Origin of the sequence: Aquitalea sp., assembly GCF_030150775.1 — a bacterium.
Lineage (GTDB): Bacteria > Pseudomonadota > Gammaproteobacteria > Burkholderiales > Chromobacteriaceae > Aquitalea > Aquitalea denitrificans.
Genome location: NZ_JASLFG010000043.1, coordinates 1 through 15154, shown reverse-complemented (window position 1 = coordinate 15154; position 15154 = coordinate 1). Strand labels below are relative to the sequence as shown.

Genomic DNA, 15154 nt, shown 5'->3' with positions numbered 1-15154 from the left:
TTCCACCCAGATCACGTCATCAAACAGCAGGTCGTGGCAGTTGTCGGGGGTGAGGCGTTTGTGGGCCAGGCCCGGACGGCACACCATCACGCTGCGCAGCTTGCCGCATTCGGAATGAACACCAAATTTGTTGGTCATGATGAAATCCTTTCAATCAGTAATTGCATAAACCTGTTTCCGTACACTCCCTTGCCTGGGCAAAGGAGTGAACAGCAAAAGGCTGGCTTCAGTTTTCGGTCTCGTAACGTTCTTTGATCTGCCAGACATACACTGGCAAACCCAGCATCAGCAGCAAAATCCCCCACATCACAATCTCGGCACCAGCACCAAACAGTGCCCATACCGCGTAAAGAAAGCCCGTGGTGGAAAAGATCAGTGGCGCGGTGAAATCACGCCGACTGTATTTGCCTTTCTGCATCAACATGATGGCCAGCAGCGCCATCGAGCAGAAGGCATAGGGCAGCAAGGTAGTGGCCGTGGCCAGCAGGATGATGAATTCAAAAATCTTCACCCCGCCCTCCCCGCCGGCGTATTTCATCGCCAGCAGCACCGTCACCAGGCCGCTGGACAACAACAGGCCAAACAGTGGCACACCCTGACGGTTGGTCTGGCCAAAGCGGCGCGGGAACAGCTGGTCCCTGGCGGCGGCATGGGGCACATGGGCTTGCATCAGGCTCCAGCCATTAAGTGCGCCAAAGCAGGACACCACCGCCCCCAGCCCCACCACCCAGTAGGCCCAGTCGCCCCACATCAGGCGGGCGGCATCGGCAAACGGGGCTTGCGAGTTGGCCAGCATGGCCGGTGACATCACCCCCATCAGCGACACCGTGGACAGGATGTACAGCACGGTGGCCAGCAAGGTGCCGATGACGGTGGCACGCGGAATGGTCTTGCTGGGGTTCTGCACATCACCGGCGGGAACCGAGGCGGATTCCAGTCCCAGAAACGCCCACAGGGTGAGCGCCATGGTGGCGGAAACCGAACTCAACAAGGGCTTGCCGTGCGGGTTGAACACCAGGTTTTCCGGGTGCATGTAAAAGAAGCCGATAAAGGTGACGGCTGCCAGTGGCACCAGTTTGAGTACGGTAGTCACCACCGCCACCAGGCCGGAACTGCGTGCACCGCGGCTATTGATCCAGGTAACGGTCCAGATCAGGCCGATGGAAAATGCACCGGCCAGCAGGTTGTCATGCCCCAGTTGCGGGAAAAACACCTGCATATAGCTGGTGGCGGCCACCGCCAGTGCGGCGTTGCCAGCCCACAGGGCTATCCAGTAACCCCAGGCAATCCAGAAACCGGCAAAGTCGCCAAAGCCGGCATGGATATAAGCGTAAGGGCCACCCTCTTTGGGAATCATGGCGGAAAGCCGGGCAAACACCAGCGCCAGACAAATGGCACCGGCCGAGGTTATTGCCCAGCCGATCAGGGACATTCCCCCGTAGGGGGCCAGCGAAGCGGGAAGCAGGAATACACCGGAACCGATCATATTGCCCACTACCAGGGCGGTACACATCCACACGCCCAGGGCCGCTTTTTTTACATTGGTCTCGCTCATGGTCTTGTCTCCATCGAGGCCGAAAATCGAAGCTGTTAAAGAACGTGTTCTGTATGAGCTTCACAATATTAGTATTTAATTATTTTGTAAATATATTATTTACGCATATGTAATTCCATGTCGCGGTTTTGAACATGCACTGCGGCAAGACACACTGCAGGCGGTGGCAGACGCCAAAACGACTACGTCATCTCTATGGTTTAGGCGGTTTGCTACAGAATCACCATGTCCGACATCACAAAAGATGCGGGCAGGATGGCAGCTTAAGGACCGGTATCGGCAGCTGTAGAAGCAACAATGCCCGGCACAGGCCGGGCAAGCAGCAGGGAAAGGAACGGTGCTGACCGCTTTACAGCAGGCAGGGACCAACAGGTACAGCCGCCAGCGACCAGTTGGCCCTGGCCCACTGCCACAGTTCGGCGGCGCTCTGGCACTCGGCTGGTGGAACATGCCCCAGCCGGCACAGCGCCAGGCGCAGTTCGCGGGCGACGGCAGCCCGGTCAATTGCCGGTGCCAGAGTCTGCTTGGACAGTTTCTCTCCGGCCGCATTCACCAACAGCGGCAAGTGGCAATAGCCGGGGGTGGGCAAACCCAGGCAGCGCTGCACATGGATTTGTCGCGGGGTGGATACCAGCAGGTCGGCACCGCGGACGATATCGCTCATTCCCTGCTCCGCATCGTCCACCACCACGGCCAGTTGATAGGCCCAGAAACCATCGGCGCGCAGTAGTACAAAGTCGCCGATGTCCGTAGCCAGGTTCTGCTGATACCGGCCTTGCAAACGGTCGACAAAAGCTACCGGGGCGTCATCCACCCGCAAGCGCCAGGCCTGGCTGTCGCGCTGGTTGCGGCAGCCGTCCCGACACCAGCCGGGATAGACATAGCCATCCACGCCGCGCCTGGCCACGCTGGTGATTTCCTTGCGCGAACAGCTGCAGGGATAAACATGGCCGCTGGCAATCAGCTGCTGCAAGGCGGCCTGATACAGATGGTGGCGCTGGCTCTGGTACACCACCTCGCCATCCCACTCGAAACCAAAAGCTTCCAGCGTGCGCAGGATGTCGTCTGCCGCACCAGGCATTTCGCGCGGTGGATCCAGGTCTTCCATGCGTACCCACCACTCACCACCCCGGCAGCGGGCTTCCAGATAGCTGCCGACAGCAGTCATCAGGGAACCGGCATGCAGCAGGCCGGTGGGACTGGGGGCAAAGCGACCGCGATAGGGAATGACAGGCATGGCAACAGTTCTGGCAATCAATATGACAATGGGGGAGCAGGCAGGTGATTTCTGGTCGATAATAACCGAGTAAATTACTCAGTCATGCTGGCTGTATCACGTCTGACCCTGCCTTGCCAGCCGCTTGCCGCGCCACACGGCGCAGCACCGCAGGCAAACTTGTCATTATCAGGAGGAAGGTAAAGTGGCCTACGTTGTAACCGATGCCTGCGTCAAATGCAAATACACGGATTGCGTGGATGTCTGCCCGGTAGATTGCTTTCATGAGGGTCCCAACTTTCTCGCCATCGATCCGGACGAGTGCATAGACTGCACGCTGTGCGTGGCCGAATGCCCGGTTTCTGCCATTTATGCCGAAGATGACGTGCCAGCTGGCCAGCGCGTGTACATCCAGCTGAACGCGGAGCTGTCAAAGCGTTGGCCTACCATCACGGCCAGCAAGCCACCACTGCCCGACCATGCCAACTGGGCCGAGGTAACAGACAAGCTGCCACACCTGCAGCGCGACTGAATACGGAATCAGATGAACAGATCGATATCGCCACCAGGCTGAGAGGTGGTCTGACGGTCCAGCCGCTGGCGGTAGGCTGCTTCCTTGGACACCAGGGTACGGCTGCTCTTGAGCTTGCGCACCATTACCCGGCCATCACCCGGGAAGAAAAAAATCTTACGGGCAAAGCTGCCAAGCAGATCCTCCGCGAGGAGGGGGATCCCCTCACCTTTCAGATAAGCGCGGATAAAATCGCTGTTCTGCTCGCCGATATTCACCACCGACATCCCATCCAGCACATTGCCGGCACCAAACACCTTGGCTTCCAGCCGTTGACGCTGGGCTCCCAGTTTCTGCATGTCGGTAATCAGCAATTCCATGGCATTGACCCCAAAGCGGGCCGGCACGCCGGTCTGGCTATGCCAGTCGCTACCCTGCGGCAGCAGAAAATGGTTCATGCCATGCACCCCGGCGGCGCGGTCCATCAGGCATGCTGCCACGCAGGAACCCAGCAGGGTGGTCAGCATCAACGGCTGACGGGTGGCGAAATATTCGCCCGGCAGAATCTTGACTGCATCAATCTGAAACTGGCGGTCAAAATAGCGGCGTTCGGAGGGCTGATCGGTATACGTCATGCACCCTCCTTCCCATGCGGCAGGCGCAGGCAGTCCATCACCTTGTCGGCCAGTTGCGACAGCGGATGCACATACATCACGCCGCCATGCGCCACCGCCTCGCGCGGCATGCCGTATACCACACAGCTGGCTTCGTCCTGGGCAAAGGTAATGGCCCCCCCCTGGCGCAGTTGCAACATGCCCTGCGCACCGTCCTTGCCCATGCCGGTAAGGATGACGGCAACGGTCTGGGCGGCCGCCAGGCTGGCTACCGAAGCAAACATCACATCCACGGACGGCCGATGGCGATTGACCGGCGGTCCCTGATCCAGGCAGATGACAAAGCCCTGTGTCCCCTTGCCCAGCCTCATATGGGAATGTCCGGGCGCAATATAGGCGGTGCCACGCAGCAGCGGCTCGCCATCTTCGGCCTCTTTCACATGCATGGCACACAGCTTGTCCAGCCGTTTGGCAAAAGACAGGGTGAAGCCTTCCGGCATGTGCTGGACAATCATCACCGGTGGGCCGTTGGCCGGCAGCTTGCCAAGAAACTCCTTGATGGCATCGGTGCCACCAGTGGAGGCCCCCACGGCGATGATGGCGTTCTGCCGCAGCAGGCTGGGGGCCAGCCGTGGCGACTCCAGCCTGGGCGCAGCAAACAAGGCCGGACGGCGCAGACGGGCAGCCGCCACCATGCGGATCTTGTCGCGAATATCGTCGGCATAGGACTGCATGGTATTGCTGACATCCAGCGTCGGCTTGGGCAGAAAATCCACCGCGCCCAGCTCCAGTGCGCTGAGGGTGGTTTCCGATCCGCTCTGGGTCAGCGAGGAAATCATCAGCACCGGAGTCGGGCGCAACCGCATCAGCCGGCGTAAAAACTCCAGCCCGTCCATGCGTGGCATTTCCACATCCAGCGTGATCATGTCCGGGTTGGTTTCGCGAATGCGCTCGCGCGCGACGATGGGGTCGGAAGCAGTGGCCACCACTTCCATGTCTGCGGCCTCATTGATGATGCTGGTCAGCAGGCTGCGAATCAGCGCCGAGTCGTCCACCACCACGATTCTGATTTTACGGCTGCTGCTCGTGTTCATTTCACCCTCGCACAGTATGGTTTACCAGGCGATAAGCGGTCCGGCCACAGGACTGGAAGGCATCGCTCAAGTGCTGGATGTTTTCGGAATGCCCCAGGAACAGCAGGCCATCCGGCTGCAGACAATCGGCAAAATGCTGCAGGATGGCCGCCTGGGTAGGCTTGTCGAAATAGATCAGCACATTGCGACAGAAAATCACGTCAAAGCGCCCCATGTCGGGCCACTGTGCGGCAATCAGGTTGAACTGGTAGAACGACAGCTGGTCACGCACTTCGCGCCGGACGCGGATCTTGCCGGCATTACGGCCAACGCCGCGCAGGAAAAAACGCTTGAGCTGGGCCTCGTCCAGCGCCTTGGCCCGTTCGGCATCATAGATGCCATCCGCAGCATGGCTGAGCACCCGGGTGTCGATGTCGGAAGCCACCAGCTCCAGCCGCTGCCGGTTGAGTTGCGGCAGCGACAGCAGGGTGATGGCAATCGAATACGCCTCTTCCCCGGTGGAAACCGCTGCACTCCATACCCGGTATACCCGCTCCTGCCCGGCCCGTTCCATCGCATGTAGCCGCAGCAGATCAAAATGGTGTGGCTCGCGGAAGAATGCCGTCAGATTGGTAGTCAGTGCGTTGACGAAATGCTGCCACTCCGGGTCATTCCCGGCACCATCCAGCAAATCCAGATAATCGGAAAACTGGCGCATTCCCAGCTGGCGTACGCGCTTTACCAGCCGGGAATAGGCCATATGGCTCTTGCTGTCATTCAGCGCAATGCCCACACGCTGATACAGCATCTGCCGCAGGCGGCGGAAATCTGCCGCCGTGAACTTGATATCGCGTTCAGCGCTCATCAGGCCTGGTCGCAGCCATCAGAATTCTTCCCACTCATCATCATGCGATGACGGGCCCGGCAAGGTCTTGATACGCTCGGCATTCAGCGGCAAGTGCGCAGCAACCGGCCTCACCTGCTGGCCGTTATGATGGGCCAGACGCGCCGCCGGTGCCGACTCGCGATGCGACAGCCGGGGAGCGGACAGGCGAGCCGAGGCCGCATCCAGCCGGAAGATGGATACCGCGTCCAGCAGATGGCGCGCCTGTTCTTCCAGCGATTCAGCCGCGGCAGCGGCCTGTTCAACCAGTGCCGCATTCTTCTGGGTGTTTTCATCCATCTGCGTCACGGCCAGATTGACCTGTTCGATGCCGGAGCTTTGTTCGATGGAAGCGGCCGAGATATCACTCATGATGTCGGCCACTCGGCGGATGGAACCGACGATTTCGTCCATGGTACGCCCGGCCTCATCCACCAGTCGGCTACCAGATTCCACCTTGTCCACCGAGTTGCCAATCAACAGCTTGATTTCCTTGGCCGCAGCGGCCGAACGCTGGGCCAGATTGCGCACCTCGCTGGCCACCACGGCAAAGCCGCGCCCCTGCTCACCGGCACGGGCAGCTTCCACGGCGGCATTGAGCGCCAGGATATTGGTCTGGAAGGCAATGCCGTCAATCACGCTGATGATGTCGACAATCTTCTTGGCACTGTCGTTGATCTCGTTCATGGTGGACACCACATTGCCCACCACCTGGCCGCCCCGCGCGGCGATGTCGGATGCGCCGGTAGCCAGGGTATTGGCCTTCTTGGCGTTCTCGGCATTCTGCCGCACCGTACTGGTGATCTCTTCCATGCTGGACGCGGTTTCTTCCAGGCTGGCCGCCTGCTGCTCGGTACGGCCGGACAGATTGCTGTTGCCGGCGGCAATTTCCTGAGCTGCCGTATTGATGGCACCCGTGGCTTCCTGGATATTGCCGACAATGCCGCGCAGCCGTTCCACCGTGGCATTGGTGTCGGTTTTCAGCTGACCCAGCATGCCTTCGTAATCGTTCTTGATAGTGCGGGTCAGGTCGCCCTGCGCCAGCCCGCCCAGTACCGTGGCGATATCGCCCAGCGCCTGGCTGGTAACGCCCAGCAGCTGGTTCACTCCCTCGGACAGCACACGGAAGAAGCCGGTCTTGCCCTCCACCACCAGCCGCGAACCATAGTCGCCACGCGCAGCTGCATTGACGATGGCTTCGACTTCCTTCTCGATCAGCACTTCGCCGGTACGGTCCTTCCATTCCACCACGGTGCCCAGGCGCTCGCCATCGGTAGCAAAAACCGGGTTGGCCGTCAGCGAGAAATGTCGTCCGCCCACCACGATGTCAGCCTTGTAAGTGGCACGCAGATTAGCCAGCAGATCACGCTGGTGCGCCGGGTTGCGGTGGAATATGTCCATACTGCCGCCCAGCACATGACGGGCACTGAAATTGGGCAGCGCCTTGCGCAGGTCGGCTTCGGCTACCGACAGCATCTCGATCACGCTGTGGTTGAGGTAGATGATGTTGCGGTCATTATCGGCAATCATCACATTGGTGGTGACATTGTCCAGCGCGCTGCGGATACGAGCGTTTTCAGCAGCAATCTTGCGTTCAGCCTCGATACGCTGCTGTTCGGCTGCCTGTTGTGCCAGCTCGGCAGTGCGATCTATCCACTCCACGCCGTAGCCCAGACGGTTGCCGCTACTACCGTTGATGGGGGTGAGAATCAGGTTGAAAGTACGACCGCCGACATGGATGGTGCCATGGTGCGGATTGCGCAATTGCTGCATCAGGCCGCGCTGATGGCCGGGGTTGCGGTGGAACTGGTCGATATTGCTCCCCAGCAGCTTGTGGGCGGAAAACTGCGGCAGGTCGCGGCGGATATCGCTTTCAGCCTGGGCAAACATGTTTACCACCGACTGGTTGGCATACACCACATTGAAGTCGGTATCGGCAATCATCATATTGGTGGCGGCATGGTCCAGCGCATTGCGTACCCGGATGTTCTCCACGGCCTTGTCTGCGGCCTGCCGCATATAGGCAAACAGGCTGCTGCTGTCGCTGGCAGCCACGGTCAGCTCAGTGGTGACTTCCCCGGCAGCCAGCTCCTGCATCAGCTTGACGGCATCAGCAGGTTCGCCACCAATCTGTCGTAGCAGAGAACGACTGATCAGCCAGCCGGCAAGGATGGCAATCAGTACCGACGCTGCCATCAAGCCATTGAGCAGGATGCCGGCACTGTTGGCGCGAGCCAGCGTGCCTTCCGCTACCTGCTTGGCCAGTCCTTCCTCAAAATCGACGTAATTATTGATCGCCTTGATGTAGTCGATCTGGGTGGGCCGCAGGGTTTGCAGCAGATAGTTCTTGGCGTCGTCTTCCTGCCCTGCCGCCAGCTTCTGGCGGAACTGCAACAGTTGCTGACGATAACCGGTTTCCTGTGTTCTCATCTTGTCGAACAATGCCTGACCTGCCGGTGGTACACCGCTGGAAAGGTGGGTCATCTGGGCAGATATCTGGCTCAAGGCATCATCGATCTGCTTGTACTGATCTCCCAGCACGGCCGGGTCCTTGGACAACAGCAGGGTGCGCGAAGCGCGCGCCGTGAGGTTGACGCCGTCCACTACCTTGTTGGCCTCGGATGCCCTGGGAACGTGGACGTTGGCAATTTCGTCAATGTCATCACGCAGATTGTGTATCTGTGCAATGGCCACGGCCATGGCAGCGATGATCACAGCAACCAGCAGGCCGAAACCCAGCAGCAAACGGTGTGTTACTTTCAGATTGTTCATGTTTCTTCTCTCCCAGACACCCTGTCGATCTCAGCTTCGGTCCGTCACGTCAACCAGCGCCATCTCTGCACTGCTCATCAGCCGTTCGATATCCACGATGATCACCATGCGCTCACCCTTGGTTCCCAGCCCCTCGATATAGGTGGTTTCCACCACGGAACCGAATTCCGGTGGGTCGCGCAGTTCGTCCTCGGCCAGCTGGATGACATCCGACACCCCATCCACCACCACACCAACCGTACGCTGGAAGATGTTGAGGATGATCACCACGGTAAAGGCGTCGTATACCGGCTCGCCCAGACCAAACTTGATGCGCATGTCGACAATCGGCACGATGCTGCCACGCAGATTGACCACACCCTTGATAAAGGCTGGCGCATTGGCAATGCGCGTTACCGCCTCGTAACCGCGGATTTCCTGTACCTTGAGGATATCGATCCCGTACTCCTCCTGCCCCAGGGTAAACACCAGCAGTTCGCGCACTGCCTTGCTTTGCCCATGGTGGTACTCCAGTTGTTCTGTCATCGGCTCTGCCTTCCTCTAGGCCACATCACCCACCACCTGACGCATGGCTGCCGGAGGCGGGCGCTGCTTATGGCGGGCAATCACGGAGATATCCAGAATCAGGGCCACACGGCCATCCCCCATGATGGTGGCGCCGGAAATGCCCTCGACCTTGCGATAATTGGTTTCCAGATTTTTGACTACAAACTGCTGTTGGCCGATCAGCTCATCCACCAGCAAGGCCAGTTGCTGTCCGCCGGCTTCCACAATCACCAGAATGGCGCGGGTCGGGTCGGCGCGGGCCGCATCGGCGTGTCCAAAGAAGCTGGCCAGCGACACAATGGGCAGATACTGGCCGCGCACATTCACCAGCTGTCCCTTGCCCACCACGGTTTTCAGGTCCTGCGCCTGCGGCTGTAGCGACTCCAGCACAAAGCTGAGCGGTATGACATAGATGTCAGCTCCGATTCCCACCGACATGCCATCCATGATGGCCAGCGTCAGCGGCAGACGGATGCTGATGGTGGTGCCGAAATCCTGCATGGAATCAATGTCGATGCGCCCGCCCATGCCCTGGATATTGCGCTTGACAACATCCATCCCCACCCCGCGGCCTGAAACATCGGTCACTTCCGCTGCGGTGGAAAAACCGGCTTCGAAAATAAGCCCCCACACTTCGCTGTCGCTCAGGCTGTCCGACACCGGCATGCCACGCTCGCGAGCCTTGGCAAGAATGCGTTCACGGTTAAGCCCGGCACCGTCATCCGTCACTTCAATCGCAATGCTGCCGCCCTGATGAAAGGCACGTAGCGTCAAGCGGCCCACTGCCGACTTGCCCTTGGCCTGCCGCGCTTCGGGCGACTCGATGCCATGGTCCAGGCTATTACGCACCAGGTGGGTCAGCGGGTCGGCCAGTTTTTCGATGAAGCCCTTGTCCAGCTCGGTATTCTCGCCCACCATTTTCAGTTCGATCTGCTTGCCCAGTTTGCTGGCAAGATCACGCACCACACGCGGAAAGCGGTTGAAGACAAAGGCGATGGGAGTCATGCGAATGGACATCACGGCTTCCTGCAGTTCGCGCGCATTGCGCTGCATAGCGGAAATGCCACTGAGCAGGCGTTCATTCTGTACTGCATCCAGCGTCTGGCTGGATTGCACCAACATGGACTGCGTAATCACCAGCTCGCCCACCAGGTTCAACAGCAGATCAACCTTGTCGATGTTTACCCGGATGGAGTTTTCCACCGCAGGGGCAGTCCGCTCGGCCCGCGGGGACACTGGCTGGCTGGCCGCTACTGGCGCAGCAGTGGCTGTCTCTGGCTGCAATGGCGCAGGGCCGGATACCAGAGGGGCGAACAGACCGAAGCCCTCTTCCTCATGCGCCATGCCCGCCGCAGGTGTGCTGGCAGCAGCGGCGATGGGGGCAAACAGACCAAAGCCATCTTCTTCATGCAGCATCTCAACGGCAGCAGATGCTGCGGGCAACGGTTCGAACAAGCCGAAGCCTTCGTCCCCCCTTACTGAGGCTGCTACTGTTGCATCGGTTTCCAGCGGAGCAAACAGGCCGAAACCGTCATCCTCAAAAACAACGTCCGGGGCGTCCGCGCCCGGACACCCCTCCAGGCTGGATGACAGAAAAAGACCGAAGCCCCCTTCATCCTGCTGACCATGGTCAACCGTGATGCGAAAATGCGCCGGAGCAATGGAGAAGGCAAGCGACTCGGCCACCTCATCCGCCTGCAATGCCGAGGTGAAAACCAGCACCCAGGGCTGCGACTGTTCGCTACTGCCTGGCTGGACCACCGTCATCTCGCCCAGTGCCGATAGCGACTGCAACAATGCCGCGTAATCCACCTCGGACAGGTGGTCCAGCTCCACGTACAGCGTATGGCTGGAAACTGCGTCGGCAGGCGTGGCAGCAATAGCCGTAGGCAGAGCGACAGCAGCGGCATGACTGCCGTCACCCACCAGTGCTGCCAACCGCTGCTCCACATCGGCAACACTGCCCGGATCAACCGCAGCTGCGCCTCGATGGGCTGCCAGCATGCCGGACAACACATCTTTGGATTGCAGACAGGCATCCACCATCTCGCTGGTCAGCATCATGCTGCCCTTGCGCACCTTGTCCAGCAGGTTTTCCAGAATGTGGGTCAGTTCGGCCAGATCGGCAAAACCAAAGGTGGCTGCGCCCCCCTTGATAGAGTGGGCGGCCCGAAAGATGGCGTTGAGGTCTTCGCTGTCCGGCAAGGCAAGATCAACTGCCAGCAGCACTGACTCCATGGTGGCCAGATGTTCGTCGGTTTCATCAAAAAACACCTGATGAAACTGCGACATATCGATTGACACGATGCTTCCCCTTGCTTCGCAAGCCTGCGCGGTCAGGCCTGTCGTCGGACTGCTCTCCAGCCGGCAATCGGCACATCCGTGCTGATGTTCAGCCCACCAGCCGCTTTACCACATCCAGCAGCTTTTGCGGATCGAACGGTTTGACCAGCCATCCGGTTGCACCAGCTGCACGACCAAGCGATTTCATCTGATCGCTCGATTCAGTGGTCAGCATCAGGATGGGGGTGGCACCGTAAGGTGGTAGCTTGCGCAAGGCACGAATCAGATTGAGTCCATCCATACCCGGCATGTTCTGATCGGTCAGAATCAGGTCGAAGCGGTCTGCCTGAGCGCGCGCCAGTCCGCCATTGCCATCCACCGCCTCCACCACTTCATAGCCTGCACTTTTCAGGGTAAAGGTCACCATCTGGCGGATGGATGCCGAATCATCAACTGTCAGTACTTTCTTTGGCATGTTGTTCCCACTTTATCTTTCGTTCACGCTCAAAACAGATCAATGCTGCCGCTTTCCATATGGCCTTGCGCCACTGGATTGCTGGACAGGGTTTCCCGCAACACGGACAAGCGGGCTGAGACGCGCTGCTCCCACTGACCTTGCTCCTGCTCCTGGGGCTGGTCGCTACTGAGCTCCATCATTTCTTCTATGCCATACAGACGCTTGCCGACATGGGCAATCAACTGCGACACCATGTCCTGAAACTGCAATGAGCGCACGGCATCCCCCACATGATCCGACAGCAGACCCACGCCATGGCGCAGCTGCGCAACCGACTCGGCCATCAGCGCATCCATGTCGCGCATGCGCGACGAGGTTTCATCCAGCCGTTGCTTGGCCTGCAGGGTAAACATCATGTCCTGCGAGGCCAGCTGATTGATCAAACCTTCGGCATGAGTAACAGAACCATTCACCCGATTGATCAGATCGCGGATCTGCTCGCTGAACGATCCGGTCCGCCCCGACAAATGCCGCACTTCATCAGCGACAACGGCAAAACCGCGCCCCATTTCCCCCGCCCGGGCCGCTTCGATTGAGGCATTGAGCGCCAGCATATTGGTTTGGTTGGTAATCGAATGAATCTCATCCAGCAGACGGATCACATCCTGCATCTCCCGCCCCATGGACTCCATCTGCTCAACCAGCAACATGGCCAGCCGGCTGTTTTCTACAGTCTTGTCGACAAAATTGGCCATTGCATTGGCAATCTCGGCCACAAAACCGGTAAATGAAATGGCATGCGCATCCATGCCAAGCTCGCCGCGTGCCAGCGATTCGGCCAGCTGCAACTGCGCGGCTGCCTCATGGGATAGGCCGGAAAAACTGTTGGCCAGCGTCAGGACCGCATCCTGGATCAGGGTCTGCACCCGTGCGACCTCATCCTTGGACTGGGAAATCTGGTCGTGGATGAAGTCGACACACTCAGGGCGGGACACTACGGCCACAGGATTGGTCTGGTCCGAAGCAGGCTGTTGCTGATCGCTCACCCGATCCTCCTCTGGGAACCATAAGATATAAATCACCCACAGCTGGCCAAGACTCAACACAATGGCCAGAGGCCAATACACATTGCCCCATCCTGCAAGCACCAGCCATGTCAGCCCCGAAGCAATGCAAAAACCACATCCTGCGAACCGTTGTTGCCGATATGAAAACCCCATGTTCCCCCCGGCCTGTCGAGATGTTGACAATGTACTAACTTCTTCATCTGACAATCCGTCTTGCAAATCAAGGAGGAAATGATGCAAAACATGTAAATGACTGAATCGGCAGCCTTAAAAAAAATATTTAAAGAAAGGCAGATCTCACCGATACCTGATCACTTACGTCATTTTCCATGCAATGCTTATTTGATGGTAAACATCTTGTTGAAGCAGGCAATTTCCAATACCTGCAATACGGTATCGCGGCAATTTACCAGCGACATGGCCTTCTTCTGGCTGGTTGCCCTTTCCTTCAGCAGCAACAGCATACCCAGCGCCGAGCTATCCAGAAAAGGAACCTGGTCGAAATCAACCTGGATCTCCTGCACCGCCGGATTTTCCAGCAGCTCCTGACTGGAGAGTCGAAAATCCTTGTGCAGATTGAAATCAAACTGACCCACCAGCATCAGCGTGCCGACCTGACCTTCTACTTTTACAACTGGTTTCATTGCTTATCCCCTTGTTCATCTTGCTCATCGACAGCCCCCATCCCGCGGCAGGGGAGACTCAACTCAAAATAGGCACCACCTTCGGGGCGATCGCCACCCACCACCGAACCGGCCAGCTCCTCGGCTACCTTCTTCACAATCGACAGCCCAAGGCCGGTGCCACCAGGCCGTGTGGTGAAAAACGGCTCGAACAAGCGAGCCGGATCTGCACCATTCAAACCGACACCATCATCTTCAACGCGAAAATGTACCTGTTCGCCCTGTAGGCTCACCAACAAGCCGATCCGTCCGCCTTCCGGCGAAAAGTGCATGGCATTTTCCAGCAGATTGACCAAAGCCCCCTGCAAGGCCTTGCGATCACCCATTACCGTTATGGCAGAAGGGAGCAACTTATTGCAATCCCAAATCATGCCACGCTCATTACACTGTGGAATCAGCACCGCAGAAACATCCTCGACCAATGCATCGACTTCCAGCAATTCCAGCGCACTGGTCTGGCCCCGCACAAAACCCAGCATGTTCTGGATCAGCCCCTCCAGAGCCTTCATGCGCGCCAGGCTCTTGTCGACAAACTTGGCCCTATCTTCCGGCCGCAAGCCTTCCTGCTTCAGATTGGCTGTGTATAGCATGGCCGTTGCCAGCGGCGTGCGCAGCTGATGGGCAAGTGAGGCGGCCATTCCCCCCATTGCGGCCAGCTTCTGCTGGTGCGCCAGCTCAACAGTCAGATGATGCAGGCGGCTGACATCATGCAGCAATACAATACGCCCCCCGGAGGCCGGCAAGTCCTGATACTGCAAGGCCAGCCGGCGTTCGGTCTGCAGCCCCGGCAGGGTGTAGGTTCCATCCAGCTCGGAATGCGCCCATCCTGCCATCACACCATTCCAATTCAGTCCTTCATGCGCCCCCTGCAACAGCAAGCGGGCAGCCGGATTTTCTGCCACCACAGCACCATCGGCAGACAATTGCACGACACCGGCCGGCAAGGCCTCCAGCAACATACCAAGACGCTCGGCCAATTCAGCATTTTCGTCACGCTGCTTTCGCAATTGGTTGTTAGCCTCATCCAACTGGGCATTCAGTACATTGACCTGTACTTCAAGCTGGCGATAAGCATCAATCAACTGACTGGAGACTGTATTGAACTGCTCGAATGCCGCCTCAAGCATCTCCTGGTCTTTCAAATTTGATGCTGTCTTGGCCATGTTTTGCGTCTTATTTGTAAAAAGGACTTAAACAGTATGATAATGACTAAGTCTGAGCCAAGCCAACTTAAAGTCTGATCTTAACCAAGACAGTTTTCAAAGAAAGCTGGGAAAATGCATAACTGGCGTATACAACGGGAGTAATACGCCATAACAACGAACCGAGGCTGCGGAGGTTTCTGTGTCAGAGCTTCTTAAAAAAATCGATGCCAGAACAAAACTGGCAGGGACCAACAAGCTGGAAATCCTGCTGTTCTCCCTGGGTCACGACCAGCGTACCGGGAGAAAGGAAGTCTTCGGCATCAATGTATTCAAAGTCCGCGAAGTCATG

Annotated in this window: 13 protein-coding genes and 1 pseudogene; 2 read left to right on the top strand and 12 right to left on the bottom strand. The window is 58.3% G+C overall.

From position 1 onward, the window contains the following. Positions 1 to 226: 226 nt before the first annotated feature. Both QVF59_RS15660 and gluQRS read right to left on the bottom strand, forming a co-directional pair. Positions 227 to 1555: an amino acid permease gene (locus tag QVF59_RS15660; RefSeq protein ID WP_287881172.1), complete on the bottom strand. Its 1329-nt coding sequence runs from the start codon at positions 1553 to 1555 to the stop codon at positions 227 to 229. Between the two features lie 349 nt (positions 1556 to 1904). Continuing rightward, on the bottom strand, positions 1905 to 2792 hold the full coding sequence (gene gluQRS / locus QVF59_RS15655; RefSeq protein ID WP_287881170.1) for a tRNA glutamyl-Q(34) synthetase GluQRS: 888 nt from the start codon (positions 2790 to 2792) through the stop codon (positions 1905 to 1907). A 184-nt stretch (positions 2793 to 2976) separates the two neighbouring features. Between gluQRS and fdxA the strand changes: the two genes are divergently transcribed. Next, entirely contained in the window at positions 2977 to 3303 is a 327-nt protein-coding gene (fdxA, locus tag QVF59_RS15650; RefSeq protein WP_287881168.1) for a ferredoxin FdxA, read from the top strand. Positions 3304 to 3311: 8 nt separating this feature from the next. Here fdxA and cheD read toward each other — a convergent pair whose 3' ends face one another. The 10 genes from cheD to QVF59_RS15595 form a co-directional block, all read right to left on the bottom strand. Then, on the bottom strand, positions 3312 to 3917 hold the full coding sequence (gene cheD, locus QVF59_RS15645; protein ID WP_287881166.1) for a chemoreceptor glutamine deamidase CheD: 606 nt from the start codon (positions 3915 to 3917) through the stop codon (positions 3312 to 3314). Continuing rightward, the gene (locus QVF59_RS15640; protein ID WP_159875321.1) at positions 3914 to 4990 is read right to left on the bottom strand and encodes a protein-glutamate methylesterase/protein-glutamine glutaminase; all 1077 of its coding nucleotides are present in this window, start codon (positions 4988 to 4990) and stop codon (positions 3914 to 3916) included. Before QVF59_RS15640 ends, cheD begins: the two co-directional genes overlap by 4 nt. Before the next feature lies 1 nt (position 4991). Further along, a complete protein-coding gene (locus tag QVF59_RS15635; protein WP_159875320.1) occupies positions 4992 to 5834 on the bottom strand; it encodes a CheR family methyltransferase in 843 nt (280 codons plus the stop codon). Positions 5835 to 5852: 18 nt separating this feature from the next. Further along, positions 5853 to 8624, bottom strand: a complete 2772-nt coding sequence (locus QVF59_RS20855) for a methyl-accepting chemotaxis protein (protein ID WP_353851347.1) — start codon at positions 8622 to 8624, stop codon at positions 5853 to 5855. A 30-nt stretch (positions 8625 to 8654) separates the two neighbouring features. Continuing rightward, a complete protein-coding gene (locus QVF59_RS15620; RefSeq protein WP_287881165.1) occupies positions 8655 to 9149 on the bottom strand; it encodes a chemotaxis protein CheW in 495 nt (164 codons plus the stop codon). Positions 9150 to 9164: 15 nt separating this feature from the next. Further along, positions 9165 to 11474, bottom strand: coding sequence for a chemotaxis protein CheW (locus QVF59_RS15615; RefSeq protein ID WP_287881164.1), 2310 nt, complete (start codon positions 11472 to 11474; stop codon positions 9165 to 9167). Between the two features lie 88 nt (positions 11475 to 11562). After that, positions 11563 to 11928, bottom strand: coding sequence for a response regulator (locus QVF59_RS15610; RefSeq protein WP_159875316.1), 366 nt, complete (start codon positions 11926 to 11928; stop codon positions 11563 to 11565). A gap of 29 nt (positions 11929 to 11957) precedes the next feature. Next, a complete protein-coding gene (locus QVF59_RS15605; RefSeq protein ID WP_287881163.1) occupies positions 11958 to 12956 on the bottom strand; it encodes a methyl-accepting chemotaxis protein in 999 nt (332 codons plus the stop codon). Between the two features lie 359 nt (positions 12957 to 13315). Then, the gene (locus tag QVF59_RS15600) at positions 13316 to 13621 is read right to left on the bottom strand and encodes an STAS domain-containing protein (RefSeq protein ID WP_159875314.1); all 306 of its coding nucleotides are present in this window, start codon (positions 13619 to 13621) and stop codon (positions 13316 to 13318) included. Beyond that, on the bottom strand, positions 13618 to 14787 hold the full coding sequence (locus tag QVF59_RS15595) for a sensor histidine kinase (RefSeq protein WP_287881162.1): 1170 nt from the start codon (positions 14785 to 14787) through the stop codon (positions 13618 to 13620). The genes QVF59_RS15600 and QVF59_RS15595 overlap by 4 nt, the downstream gene beginning before the upstream one ends. A gap of 217 nt (positions 14788 to 15004) precedes the next feature. Here QVF59_RS15595 and QVF59_RS15590 point away from each other — a divergent pair. Further along, a pseudogene (locus QVF59_RS15590) lies at positions 15005 to 15154 on the top strand (chemotaxis protein CheV); the annotation flags it as partial.

Bases quoted from the DNA above. Each gene is read 5' to 3' on its own strand.
- QVF59_RS15660 (WP_287881172.1), bottom strand. From the start codon at position 1,555: ATGAGCGAGACCAATGTAAAAAAAGCGGCCCTGGGCGTGTGGATGTGT.
- gluQRS (WP_287881170.1), bottom strand. From the start codon at position 2,792: ATGCCTGTCATTCCCTATCGCGGTCGCTTTGCCCCCAGTCCCACCGGC.
- cheD (WP_287881166.1), bottom strand. From the start codon at position 3,917: ATGACGTATACCGATCAGCCCTCCGAACGCCGCTATTTTGACCGCCAG.
- QVF59_RS15640 (WP_159875321.1), bottom strand. From the start codon at position 4,990: ATGAACACGAGCAGCAGCCGTAAAATCAGAATCGTGGTGGTGGACGAC.
- QVF59_RS15635 (WP_159875320.1), bottom strand. From the start codon at position 5,834: ATGAGCGCTGAACGCGATATCAAGTTCACGGCGGCAGATTTCCGCCGC.
- QVF59_RS20855 (WP_353851347.1), bottom strand. From the start codon at position 8,624: ATGAACAATCTGAAAGTAACACACCGTTTGCTGCTGGGTTTCGGCCTG.
- QVF59_RS15620 (WP_287881165.1), bottom strand. From the start codon at position 9,149: ATGACAGAACAACTGGAGTACCACCATGGGCAAAGCAAGGCAGTGCGC.
- QVF59_RS15610 (WP_159875316.1), bottom strand. From the start codon at position 11,928: ATGCCAAAGAAAGTACTGACAGTTGATGATTCGGCATCCATCCGCCAG.
- QVF59_RS15600 (WP_159875314.1), bottom strand. From the start codon at position 13,621: ATGAAACCAGTTGTAAAAGTAGAAGGTCAGGTCGGCACGCTGATGCTG.
- QVF59_RS15595 (WP_287881162.1), bottom strand. From the start codon at position 14,787: ATGCTTGAGGCGGCATTCGAGCAGTTCAATACAGTCTCCAGTCAGTTG.